General features: G+C 30.6%; 10 protein-coding genes. 8 read left to right on the top strand and 2 right to left on the bottom strand.

All coding sequences use genetic code 11. The features are described from left to right. Positions 1 to 20 precede the first annotated feature (20 nt). Positions 21 to 833, top strand: coding sequence for an acetyl-CoA carboxylase carboxyltransferase subunit alpha (locus B8978_RS13440; protein ID WP_176212699.1), 813 nt, complete (start codon positions 21 to 23; stop codon positions 831 to 833). 100 nt (positions 834 to 933) lie between these two features. Here the strand turns inward: B8978_RS13440 and B8978_RS13445 are convergent, their stop codons facing one another. Beyond that, a complete protein-coding gene (locus B8978_RS13445; RefSeq protein WP_084116560.1) occupies positions 934 to 1896 on the bottom strand; it encodes an L-lactate dehydrogenase in 963 nt (320 codons plus the stop codon). A gap of 185 nt (positions 1897 to 2081) precedes the next feature. On the opposite strand from B8978_RS13445, the gene B8978_RS13450 reads away from it, so the two are divergent. Both B8978_RS13450 and B8978_RS13455 read left to right on the top strand, forming a co-directional pair. After that, on the top strand, positions 2082 to 2339 hold the full coding sequence (locus B8978_RS13450; protein ID WP_084116561.1) for an HPr family phosphocarrier protein: 258 nt from the start codon (positions 2082 to 2084) through the stop codon (positions 2337 to 2339). 162 nt (positions 2340 to 2501) lie between these two features. Then, the gene (locus B8978_RS13455) at positions 2502 to 4664 is read left to right on the top strand and encodes a type IA DNA topoisomerase (protein ID WP_084116562.1); all 2163 of its coding nucleotides are present in this window, start codon (positions 2502 to 2504) and stop codon (positions 4662 to 4664) included. A 236-nt stretch (positions 4665 to 4900) separates the two neighbouring features. On the opposite strand, the gene B8978_RS13460 is transcribed toward B8978_RS13455, so the two are convergent. Further along, the gene (locus B8978_RS13460; RefSeq protein WP_084116563.1) at positions 4901 to 5785 is read right to left on the bottom strand and encodes a metal ABC transporter solute-binding protein, Zn/Mn family; all 885 of its coding nucleotides are present in this window, start codon (positions 5783 to 5785) and stop codon (positions 4901 to 4903) included. Positions 5786 to 5961: 176 nt separating this feature from the next. Here B8978_RS13460 and B8978_RS13465 point away from each other — a divergent pair, with 176 nt between their 5' ends. The 5 genes from B8978_RS13465 to phnC all read left to right on the top strand — a co-directional run bounded on the left by B8978_RS13465 (position 5962) and on the right by phnC (position 12928). Continuing rightward, positions 5962 to 7704: a MutS-related protein gene (locus B8978_RS13465; RefSeq protein WP_084116564.1), complete on the top strand. Its 1743-nt coding sequence runs from the start codon at positions 5962 to 5964 to the stop codon at positions 7702 to 7704. Positions 7705 to 7971: 267 nt separating this feature from the next. Beyond that, the gene (locus B8978_RS13470) at positions 7972 to 10464 is read left to right on the top strand and encodes an ABC transporter permease (RefSeq protein WP_084116565.1); all 2493 of its coding nucleotides are present in this window, start codon (positions 7972 to 7974) and stop codon (positions 10462 to 10464) included. Between the two features lie 17 nt (positions 10465 to 10481). After that, the gene (locus tag B8978_RS13475; RefSeq protein ID WP_084116566.1) at positions 10482 to 11189 is read left to right on the top strand and encodes an ABC transporter ATP-binding protein; all 708 of its coding nucleotides are present in this window, start codon (positions 10482 to 10484) and stop codon (positions 11187 to 11189) included. Next, positions 11189 to 11998, top strand: a complete 810-nt coding sequence (locus B8978_RS13480) for an efflux RND transporter periplasmic adaptor subunit (RefSeq protein WP_084116567.1) — start codon at positions 11189 to 11191, stop codon at positions 11996 to 11998. The genes B8978_RS13475 and B8978_RS13480 overlap by 1 nt, the downstream gene beginning before the upstream one ends. Before the next feature lie 162 nt (positions 11999 to 12160). After that, on the top strand, positions 12161 to 12928 hold the full coding sequence (phnC, locus tag B8978_RS13485; RefSeq protein ID WP_084116568.1) for a phosphonate ABC transporter ATP-binding protein: 768 nt from the start codon (positions 12161 to 12163) through the stop codon (positions 12926 to 12928). Position 12929: the final 1 nt, after the last annotated feature.

Here is a 12929-nt window from a genome sequence, read left to right on the forward strand (position 1 = left end):
TGAGGTGATATAAAATGGATATGGAAGAAAGCAAAAATTTATCTGCATGGGAGAGACTTGCAATTGCCAGAAGGATAGATAGACCTACAACATTAGACTACATAAAAAGTGTGTTTGATTCATTTATAGAACTTCATGGTGATAGACAGTTTGGTGATGACCCAAGTATTGTTGGTGGTATTGGAAAGCTAGAAGGTATATCTGTTACTATTATTGGAATACAAAAGGGCAGAGATACAAAAGAAAATATTAAAAGAAACTTTGGAATGCCAAATCCTGAAGGATATAGAAAAGCATTAAGACTTATGAAGCAGGCTGAAAAATTTAAAAGACCTGTTATTTGTTTTGTAGATACACCAGGTGCATATTGCGGTATTGGTGCAGAAGAAAGAGGTCAAGGAGAAGCTATAGCTAGAAACATTATGACAATGTCAGCGCTTAAAACACCTATAATTTCAATACTTATTGGAGAAGGTGGAAGTGGTGGTGCCCTTGCACTAGCTGTTGCAGATAAAGTTTGGATGTTAAAAAATTCTATATATTCAGTACTGAGTCCAGAAGGTTTTGCAAGTATACTTTGGAGAGATTCAAAGAGATCTGAAGAAGCTGCAAATATTATGAAAATAACCGCAGATGATTTATTAGGTTACGGAATTATTGATAAAATTATAGAAGAACCTGAAGAAGGTGCTCATGCTGATGTAAATATAGTATCACAAAACATAAAAAATGCTTTACTTGAAGCTTTGCCACAACTTAAGGTTAAGGATACAGAAAAGCTTCTTGAAGAGAGATATAATAAATTCAGAAACATAGGTGAATTTCAAGAGTAGAAATTTATGATAAGAAGAGGATAAGAAAGATTCTTATGGCTTTGCCAGGAGAATTTTTCTTATCCTCTTTATGTTATGTAAAATCATTGATGTAGATTGTTTATTTTCTTATATTTAAATCATCTAGTATTTTCCCAAGGTTATTTGCACTAACATTTAGCTTTGCAATCTCATTTTCAGAAAGTGGCACTTCAAGTTTTTGACTTATACCATCACTTGAAATCACACAAGGAATACTTAGAGCAACATTTGTTATACCATATTCCCCATCAAGAGTTGTTGACACAGGGAGTACACTTAGCTCATTTAGTAGCACTGCTTTAACAATTCTGCTTACACTCATTGCTATTCCTGAACTAGTATAACCCTTTAATTCAAGTATTTTTAATCCGGTATCTTTTGCTTCAGCTAAGGTTGCATCAGTATCTACTGGTTCCTTGCTACCTAAGAGTTTATGAAATTCTTTATAAGGAATTCCAGCGGCATTAACAAGGCTCCAAGTTGCAAAAGCACTTCCACCGTGTTCACCTAGTACATAACCGTGAACATTTTTAGTATCAATTGAATATTTCATGGCAAGAATTCTTCTTAGTCTTGCGGTATCAAGAAGAGTTCCTGTTCCTATAATCTTTTCTTTTGGATAATCAAAATGATTTTGAGCTAAGTAGGTTACAATGTCAACTGGATTTGTAACAACAATAATAACCGCATCTTTTGTATATTTTGTTATAGAGGACATTACAGATTTCATTACGGATACATTTTTTTCTGCTAATAATAATCTATCTAAAGTTTCTCCAGGTTTAAGACTTGGGCCAGCTGTCATAATGATAATTTGAGCATCTGTGCAGTCTTCATAATCTCCAACTCTAAGAAGAACATTAGGACTATAAGCAAAAGAGGTTGTATGACTAGCATCAAGAGTCTCTCCTTTTGCTTTATTAATATTGTTATCAATAACAACAATTTCTGCTGCAAGGCCTAGAGTTAAAACTGAGTTCATAACAGCTGAACCAACCATACCGGCACCAATTATAACTACTTTGTTTTTTACAGGTTTCATAATTTTTAACCCTCCCAATAATTAATTACATTTAGTAATTTTAGTTTATTATCTTAAACATGTCAACAGGGGCAAAATGTTTTTGTAAGAATATGACAACATAGGAATTAAATCGACATTCTAATAGGGGTATGCTATAATTAATTGGTAAAACAAGATTACTTTTATTATGGGAGGGTTTAATAATGGTAACTAGAGAAGTAAACGTAAGAAGCACTGCGGGCTTACATGCAAGGCCAGCTACATTATTAGTTAAGACTGCATCAACTTTTAAAAGCAGCGTAGAGATAGAATATAAGGGGAAAAAAGTTGATGGTAAAAAGTTGATAGGAATTTTATCATTAGGTGCTGGAAATGGTGATAAAGTTAAACTAACTGTCACTGGTGATGACGAAGAGAAAGCTATTAATGAGCTTATAAAGGTTATAGAAAATGTAGAATAATGTTATAAATTATTTTAAATTGCTGATAGGTTTCCTATTAGCTTTTTTTAGTTGAAATTTTAAAATTTGAATTATAAAATGAAATCAGATAAAATTAAAGAGCTGAAAAACTTAAGCACATTAAAGAAAATAACAATATTATTTAAAAGTGAGTAGATGTTAATGAAAAAAGTTATAATTGCTGAAAAACCCTCTGTTGCAAAAAACATTGCAGATGCCTTTGGAGTGAAAAAAAGAAATGATGGTTACTATGAGGGAAATGAATATTTAATTACATGGGCATTTGGACATTTGCTTCAGCTATATGATGCTAAAGATTATGATGAAAATATGAGAGGCTGGAGGATGGAAAAATTTCCGTTTATTCCAGAGAAATTTGAGTATAAAATTAAATGCGATAGTGTAAATAGATTAGCGGTAGATAAGGGGGCAGAGAAACAGCTTAATACAATAAAACATTTAATAGATAGAGATGATGTAGATGGTGTTATATCTGCAACAGATTTCGATAGAGAAGGTCAGGTTATTGGGGATGAGATATTTTTATATTTTAACGAAAAAAAGCCTGTGTTTAGAATATTACTCAACGAGTGGACTGCAGAAGAAGTAAAAAAAGGAATGGAGAATTTAAAAGTAAATACAGAAATGCAATCTCTTCAAGATGCTGGAATTGGAAGACAATGGGCGGATTGGATAATAGGTATAAATCTAACGTCTGTAGCTACACTAAGATATAAACCTAATGGTGGGAAAAAGATATTAAATATAGGTAGAGTTTTATTACCAACTTTAAAGATTATTTATGATAGAGATAAAGAAATAGAGAATTTTAAAGCCTCAACTTATTACAAATTAGTAGCAACCTTTAAGACAAAAAACAATGATGAATTTGAAGGAACTTATTATGAAAACGACAGCGAAAAATTTGAGGATAAACAAATTCCAGAGAAAATAATTGAATCATTAAAAGAAAAAAATGCGGAAATAATAGAAAAACAGGTAGAGAAGAAAAAAGACTATGCACCGCTTTTATTTAATTTATCAAATTTACAAGGGCATGTTACAAGTAAATACAAAGGGTGGACTTCCGATAAAGTATTAAAAGTTGCCCAATCACTTTATGAAAAAAAATTTATAACATATCCAAGAACAGGCAGTATTGCATTAGAGGAAAGTTTAAAGGATAGAACAAAAAAAGTTCTGGATGTAATTAAAAAAGGATTAAAGTATGAAAATGAAATTAAATTCGTTACTAATAAAAGAATATTTGATAATTCAAAGGTAGAGAGTCACAGTGCTATAGTTCCAACTTACATGAAACCAACAGGAATTAATAAGGACGAAGAAATTGTATACAATGCAATTAAAAATAGATTTATAATGCAGTTTTTACCAATAGCTGAGTATGAAGAAACAAAGCTTATTTCCAAAGTTAATGACAATGAAGTTAAAGGAATCTTTGTGTCAAGAGGAAAGGTTCAGATAGTTGAAGGTTGGCGTGTTGTAGAAAAAATAGAGAGTAAAGACACAGTGTTACCAATGGTATCAGAGAAAGAAAATGTAGATATAGTTAATACCCAAATAAATGCAGTTACTAAAAAACCACCAAAGCTTCATACAGAAAAAACACTTTTAAGGGTTATGGAAACCTGTGGGAAAAGTTTTAAAGATGAAGAGGATACAGATGAGATGATGGCTTCAATACTAAGTGGCTTTAGTATAGGAACTCCAGCAACCAGAGCTGAGACCATAAAAAAACTAAAGGATGCGGAATACATTAAGGCTAAAGGGAAGAGTCTTACGTGTACAGAGTTAGGAAAAACTTTAGTGGACATATTTCCTGCAAAGGAGCTCCTGGATTTAGAATATACGGGTAAATTAGAAAAAACATTATCAGATATAGAAAAAGGTAAATTTAAAAAAGATGATTTCATAAACATAATTAAAGAATTCACAATAAATGCTGTTGATTCAATAAAAAAAGATATATCAATGTTAAAAAACTTTAAAGCTGAGATACCTGAAGGAGCAGAGATTGTAGGATATTGCCCGATTTGCAAAAATCCTGTATTGGAAAGTGAAAAAGCTTTTGGATGTAGTAACTGGAAAAATGGTTGTAACTTTACAATATGGAAAAGTGATAAATTCATAAATTCCTTAGGTAAAAAAGTTACAAGACAAATGGTTGAGTTACTTTTAAAAAATGGCAAGGTTGGTTTCAGAAACATAAGGAGCAAAAAAGGAACAACTTATTCTGCATATTTAAGATATGTTAGAGATGAAAAAACTGGATATTATAAATGGGAAATGGAATTTATTGATTAAGGCAGAAGGATATTTAATTCGTAGTAGTTAGAGATTGAAAAACAAAGACTAAAGAATTTTATCATAGCTAAAGCTAGATAAAAAGATTAAAGAAAGCCTTCGGCTAGATGGAAGAATTGACGAGACTAAAGCCGTCAAAAGTGAGAGATGTTACTTACGTAGTAAAGTAAAAAACTTTAACCAGTTACTTCGCAATCTCATTATATTATGCTGTAATACAATGAGATTGCAAAATGTTATTGTAAACTATTATAAATATTGTCTAAATTCTTCTTCATACTTTGTATATAATCAAGGTTATCTTCTTTACTTTCTATAGTATATATTTTTTTTACTTTAGCGTGAACCTCAGTAGCTAAGGTGTTCGAAAGCTTAGGACTAACCATATCTTCAACAAAAATTGTAGTAACCTTATTTTTTTTACAATAGTCTATTAGTTCCTGAAGTTTTTTGCTACTTGGCTCTCCATCAGCAAAAACATCCTCCACACTATTTTGTGTTAGATTAAAATCTCTAGACAAATAACTAAATGCAGCATGACCAGTTACAAAACTTTTTTTCGGAGAATTTGCAAATTTAGTTTTATATTCAGCATATAAAGCGTCAATTTGATTTTTAAAGGTTAAATAATTTTTTTCAAAATAAGACTTATCCTTTGGGTCTATTTTTACAAGGGCATTTTTTATATTATTGGCCTGATATTCAGCACCCTTTAAACTTATCCAAACGTGAGGATCATAAGCGCCATTTGAAGTTTTTATAGGATTAAAGCCTTTAGAAGCATCTATAGATATTAAATCAGAATTGTTTACTGAGTCTATAGCTGTTGATGACCATTTTTCTAAATTCATACCACTATATACAAATAACTTGGCATCAGTTAAACTAGCAAGATCTTTAATCTTAGGTTCATATTCATGGGGCTCTTGACCTTCTGGTATGATAGTATGAATATCAACTTTATCTTTTCCTACAGCATATGTAAGTTCTTTCATAGCATTAAATGAAACTACAACCTTTATTTTGTTCGTTTGTGCTTTTTTATCATCACTATTGTTACAGGCCGACAATAAAAGAATTAATGATAATATCAAAACAATGAACGAAAATTTTTTTAGCAAAAATTTCACCTCTCTTTAATGTAAATGCAAATTGATTGCATTTACATTAAATTTACACCACAAACACCTATTTGTCAAGGTAAGCTTCATATGGAATAAATGATATTGACATATAATTTTTTTGAGTGTACTATTCTAATATGACACAACAAAATGTTAAAAAAAGGAGTGGAATTATGGGCGAGCAAGGTGTTGATTTTATAATGAATATATTTTTTATATTTCTTATTTTTATAGCTGTAATACTTATAAATTTCTCAATAAATACAAGTTATGTATATTTAATTGGCTTTATTCCTCTTGTATTAATATTATTTTTAGGGTTTTACATAAGAAAAAAAACAATTCTAGATGGACTGAACAAAACGTTTAAAAAAGAGTGGGGTAAAAGTTTAGATAGAAAAAGAAATTTTAATAATATAAGATCACTTTTTGATTATATAAGCGGTGAAAATTCCAATGAATTTCATATAGATGATCAGACATGGTCTGATTTAACTATGAATGAAATCTATACCAAAATAGATAGGACAATAACTTCTATAGGCGAAGAAATGCTTTATAATTTGCTTAGAACACCTTTGTTTAACAAGGATAAACTAGAAAAAAGAAATAAGTTTATCAATTTATTAGGAAAAAATGAGGAGTTTAGAAATAGTATAGGTACAAATCTTTTAAAGCTTGGTAGGGTGAAAAAAAATTATTTATCAGATCTTCTTTGGAATGATATAAATGTGGATACGAAATATAAATCCATATGTATGCTTTTAGGAGTACTTCCAATAGCATTAGGTGGGGTTGCCTTTTTAACAAAAAATGTGTACTTTGTATTATTAATTTTTGTTGTACTTTTTATGAATTTTAAATTTCATGGGAAAATTAAAAAGGAAATATATCAATATGTATCTTGCATTGGATACTTGAACTCAATGGTAGCAACTTCTTTAGAAATATCAAAAATCAAAAATATTGATGGGTTTGAAAAATATAAAACCATGTTAGGCGAAGTTGGTAAAAAAACAGAGGCAATATCAAAGAAATCAACTGGACTTGGAAGAGTTGAAGGAATGGATCAAACAGGAATCCTAGATATATTATACATAGTATTTCTAATAGAAGAAAATCAATTTTTTTCTTGTATAGGATTAATAAAAAAATATCAAGAAGATTTAAAAAAACTTTATATATGTATAGGAGAAATAGATGCATTACTTTCTGTAGCTTCTTATAGAGAAGGCTTAGATAATTATGTGTATCCAGAGTTTACAGCTGAAAACAAGTATTTTGAAGCAAATGATATGATCCACCCCTTACTAAAAAAACCAGTGGGAAATTCTATTGTTATGAAAGAAAGAGGAATAATATTAACAGGTTCAAATATGTCTGGTAAATCAACTTTTCTTAGAACTGTAGGCGTAAACATAGTATTAGCTCAGACAATATACATGACAACAAGTAGATTTTATAGGGCAAGCTTTTTTAAGATAATGACATCCATAAGTCCTGAAGATAATATAATGGGAGGTAAAAGTTATTATTTTAGAGAAGCAGAAGCACTTTTAAGAATCATACATGAAGGTGGAGAAGATTATCCACTACTATGTATAATAGATGAAATATTTAGAGGGACAAATCCTGTTGAAAGGATTAATGCTTCTATAGAGATATTAAATTATTTGGAAAGGCATAACGCAATGCCAATTGTAGCTACTCATGATCTTGAAATTACAGATATATTAAAGGATAGTTATAATTTATTTTATTTCACAGAGGATATAGATAAGGAGGGCATGGTTTTTGATTACAAGCTTAAAAATGGGGTATGTAGGACAAGAAATGCTGTTAAACTTCTAAAATATCTTAACTATCCAGAGGAAATTGTTAATAATACAAATAAGAGAATAGAAAATAATATGTAGCTTCGTAGAATGAAGAAATTGTGAAGCAAAGTGAAGAGTTTTAACGATTGCTTTGCAATATCTCAATATTATGAATTAACCTACTCATCTATAAAACAAAAAAGTTACTCTAGTCACTAAAAAGTGTGCCTAAAGTAACTTTTTTATACTTATAATTTGATATAATTCATATTAGTGGACGTATTGACATAATGTAGAAATGAGTGTACTATTAATGCGTAACACGAATGGCTTTTGATAATACATTTTAAAGTAAGGAGGGGAAACATGAGTATAATATTAAAATTTATATTAAAGAACATAAAGGAGAAAAAGCTAAGAACTTTCCTTATTGTTATATCCATTGCAGCCTCAACTGCACTCTTTTTTGCAGCCAATGGTATTGCATCCACTATAAAACAAACAGAAGTTAATCTTATGAAAAGTTATTATGGCAGTGCTGAAATTCAAATCGCGGCAGGACCCAAATCTCCATCGCCATATGTATCAACAACTAGGGCAGATTTTTATAGTGATAAATTAGATTACGTAATTGGAGAAATTGATGCAGGGGCAACCTATGAGCATACTAAAGATGATATAGTTCAATCACAACTTCAAGGTATTGACTACGATGACGTAATGAAAATGAATCCATTAACACTTTCAAGTGAGCAAAATATAAAGCCATTTCAAGGAAATAAGATAATAATAAGTGAAAAAACTGCTGAAAAGTACAATTTACAAATTGGATCTAAAATGAATCTTAAGGTTACAGATGGGAAAGAAGCATTCACAGTAGTGGGGATTGCCAAAGCTGAAAGCATATTTAAAATGGAAGGACAAGGACAAAATATACTTGCAATAATTCCTAAAGCTACAGCGGAAAATTTAAATGACGTAAAAGGGAAGGTTTCAACAATATATATAAAGACTAAAAATCCTAATGATAAGGATTCTATGATAGAAACTTTATCAAAAGAATACAAAAAATACGTTGTAAATGAAACAATAAATATGAAGCAAATTGATGAAGAAACTAAATCTATAAGCAATATATTTATGGTTTTGCTTATAATTGTTCTAGGTATGAGTATATTTATTATTTACACTGTATTTAAAGTTATTACAGTTGAGAGATTACCTATTATAGGTACTTTTAGGAGTATAGGGGCAACTAAGCTCACCACAGATTTAGTACTTCTTTTGGAAAGTGCTGTGTATGGAGTAATAGGTGGAATAATAGGAGTACTTGGAGGAATTGGAATAGTTAAATTAGCGGCAATAGGTCTATCAAGTGCATCTGGAGGAATTGGAGTTTCAATTGATTATTCTTTAACGCAAATTCTTCAAGCGTTTATTTTTGCAGTAATAGTCTCCATTTTGAGCGCATTAATACCTATCATTAGCGTATCCAAACTTTCAGTTAAAGATGTTGTATTAAATACTGTAGATATAGTTGAACGTAAAAGGATATGGAAGCTTATACTAGCTTGTATTTTTATTATATTTGCATTTGTGGCACCCAAGGTTAGTCCTAAGGAAAATGTAATGGTAATAGGATTAATTGGAATGATACTTGGAATAATAGGCGTAGTAATGCTGGTACCATATTTTACAGATATATTTGCAATCATACTTCAATGGATTTATGCATTAATCTTTAGAAATGAAGGTATTTTAGCTGCTAAGAACATTAGAAATAATAAAAATATAATAAATAACATTTCGCTTTTAACAATAGGAATATCAACATTATTTATGCTTAATGTTGTAAGTACAAGTCTTGGGAAAGAACTTGTAAAAGCCTATGAGATATTTAAAACAGATATAATGATATCTGGAAATATACAAAATGGAACATTGCCTAAAATTAAAAACACAAATGGGGTTTCAGATGCTGGTGGAATGTACACAACTTATTCTGTAAATATAGTAGGTCAAAAAACTAAGATTTTAGAGATTTATGGATATAATCCAAACAATTTTAATAAATATCTTAAGGTAAATTTTGATCAGGATAAAAATTCTATATTGAAGAATGTATATGATGACAGGGAAATTGTTTTAACAGATAGCATTGCAAATGCAATTAATGCAAAAGTAGGGGATGTAATTACGTTAGACACACTTAAGGGAAACAAAAATTATAGAATATCAGGAACTTTTAGTACCCTTATGGATAACGGAAATATGGCAATGATATCAGAAAAATATCTAAAGCAGGATTTCAAAGTGAGTAACTATACAATGGCATTTGTAAACACAAATATAAGTCCAGATACAGTTGTAAAAACTTTGAAGGATGAATTTAAAGGTCAGCCAATAAATGCGATAACTTTCGCTAATATGGAAGCAGAAAATGAGCTATCTATAGATATGGAGTTAATGTTAATAAGAATGTTCCCAATTATATCACTAATTATTGGTGCATTTGGAGTTCTAAATAACTTCTTAATAAGTTATATGGAAAGAAAAAGACAACTTGCAGTGATGGCATCAGTTGGAATGAGCAGACGTCAAACTAGAAAAATGCTTTTTGTAGAAGCATTGTCAGTTGGAATTATAGGAGCGGTAATGGGAATGTTAGGGGGAATTGTATTAACCAATGTAATTCCATCGCTATTAGCGGCTTGGAACTTCCCAATGGAAATGAGCTATGATGTGGTTACATTCATAACATGTTTTGTTCTAGGTATTGTAATAACTATGCTTTCCTCATTAGCACCGTCATTTAAATCTTCAAAATTAAACATTATAGATGCAATAAAATATGAATAAACAAAGAGGTGAAATTTATGGAAGGATTAAATAAAAAACTCCAAGTTAATGATGCAATAATTCAAACTGAAAATTTAAACAAAACATATAAACTTGGAGCCGAAAGCGTGGAAGTACTACAAAATATAAATGTCACGATTAAAAAAGGTGAATTTGTTTCCATAATGGGACCTTCTGGTTCTGGGAAAAGTACTCTTTTATATCTTTTAGGTGGATTAGATAAGCCTACTAGTGGAAGCGTTAAAATTGCTGGAAGGGAGCTTTCGGTTATGAAGGACAAGGCAAAAAGCATTATGAGAAGAAGAGATGTAGGTTTTGTATTTCAGTTTTATAATCTTATACCAAATCTAGATGTTGAAGAAAACATAATGCTTCCAATACTTTTAGATGGTAAAAAGATTAAAGATTATAAAAAGAAACTTGAAGATATCTTAGATATAGTAGGCTTAACTGATAGGAGAAAGCACACTCCCAGGGAATTATCTGGTGGACAGCAGCAAAGAGTAGCAATAGCAAGAGCTTTAATAAATGAACCTGATGTAATCCTTGCAGACGAGCCTATAGGAAATCTAGATAGTAAAACAGGTCAAGAAGTAATGGAACTTTTAAAGAGAATAAATCTAGAAAATGGTAAAACCATAGTTCAGGTTACCCACTCTTCGGATGCAGCCAGCTATGGTCAGAGAATTATTTATGTAAAAGATGGAAAGGTGGTAGAACAATAATGAAAAAAAGAAAAATTTCTATAATAATACTTGCTTTAGGAATAACGTTAGCATTAAGTGCATGTGGAAGTTCTACAGTGTCGAATACTACTAAAAAGGCTGTAACAAAGAAAACTTCAAATGCTATAGATGCATCTGGTACAGTTCAAGCTTCTAATGTAGAGACAATAACACTAAATTTTTCGGCAGAAGTTGTACCGACTGTTACAAAAATTAATGTTCAAGAAGGTCAGGTGGTAAAAAAGGGAGACAAGATAGCTACCATTGACATGACGGCATATAATGATACCATTACAAGCAAGCAGAAACTTATAGATGCTGATATAGATACTAAAAAAACGCTACAAACAGATGATCAAAAGAAAATACAACAAGATAAAATAGATTCTGAAAAGGCTGATCTCAATGCATTGGAGGCAGCTCCTAGCAAAAACCATGTGAATGGCGATGCTATTACAAGTGATATAGACAATGCAGTTGTTACTGATGTTAGTGGAAGTTCTCCTTCTTCTTCGCAAGGGGTGAGTACTGGGGCAGGGTCAATTGCAACCTTAAGTGATTTAAATAGCTTATATATAAAAGCTAATGTAAGTGAAGAATTTATTAATAGTGTATCTGTTGGAAAAGCAGTTACAATAACACCAACCTCTGATCCAGGGACAAGGTTAACAGGTAAAGTCACAAGTATTGCTAGTGCCGCTGTTTTAGATAAAAATGGAGACACATATATACCAGTAAATATTTCTATAGATCAAAATAATGGAAAATTATTTCCGAATTACAATGTGGATGTAGAGATAAGTAAATAAAGATAATGGCAAAAACCATAAATAGTTTTTGCCATTATTTTTATTTTATAAGGATATAAGGTTAAATTTCATTAACATATATTTTTTATAAATAAAGAGGGTATATAATGACTTTTGTTGAATAATAAGATAATTACATATATTTTGGAAAGTTGGTGCATCATGATTGAGTTTAAACACGTTACAAAAGTTTATCGAAATGGAACAATAGGATTAAAAGATGTAAATGTAAAAATCAACGGGGGTGAATTTGTTGTTATTGTAGGTTTATCTGGAGCTGGAAAATCCACGTTTTTAAGATCCATTAATAGACTTCATGAGATAAGTGAAGGGGAAATATTAATTGATGGTAAATCAATCACAAACGCTAAAGGTAAAGAACTTAGAAATTTCAGAAGAAATATAGGAATGATATTCCAAAGCTTTAATTTGGTTACTAGATCCACAGTTTTAAAAAATGTTTTATCTGGAAGAGTTGGATATCATTCTACCATGGCAACATTATTGGGGCTCTTTCCTAAAGAAGATATAGAACTATCTTTAAAAGCACTGGAAAGAGTGAATATAAAGGAGAAAGCATATTCGCGTGCAGATGAATTATCGGGGGGGCAGCAACAACGTGTTTCAATTGCTAGAGCTCTAGCTCAGGAGGCAAAAATAATTTTAGCTGATGAACCAGTAGCATCACTTGATCCATTAACTACAGTACAGGTAATGGAGGATTTAAAAAAAATAAACAAAGAATTAGGAATTACTACAATAGTAAATCTACATAACGTTGAATTAACAAGAAAATATGCAGATAGAATTTTAGGCTTTCGTGCAGGAGAGCTAGTTTTTGATGGTAAAATAGAAGAAGCTACAGATGACATATTTAATGAAATATATGGCAAAGAAATGGACAAGGATGAAATAATGGTGGAGGAGTAAT

It is taken from the genome of Clostridium acidisoli DSM 12555 (genome assembly GCF_900176305.1).
GTDB lineage: Bacteria > Bacillota > Clostridia > Clostridiales > Clostridiaceae > Clostridium_I > Clostridium_I acidisoli.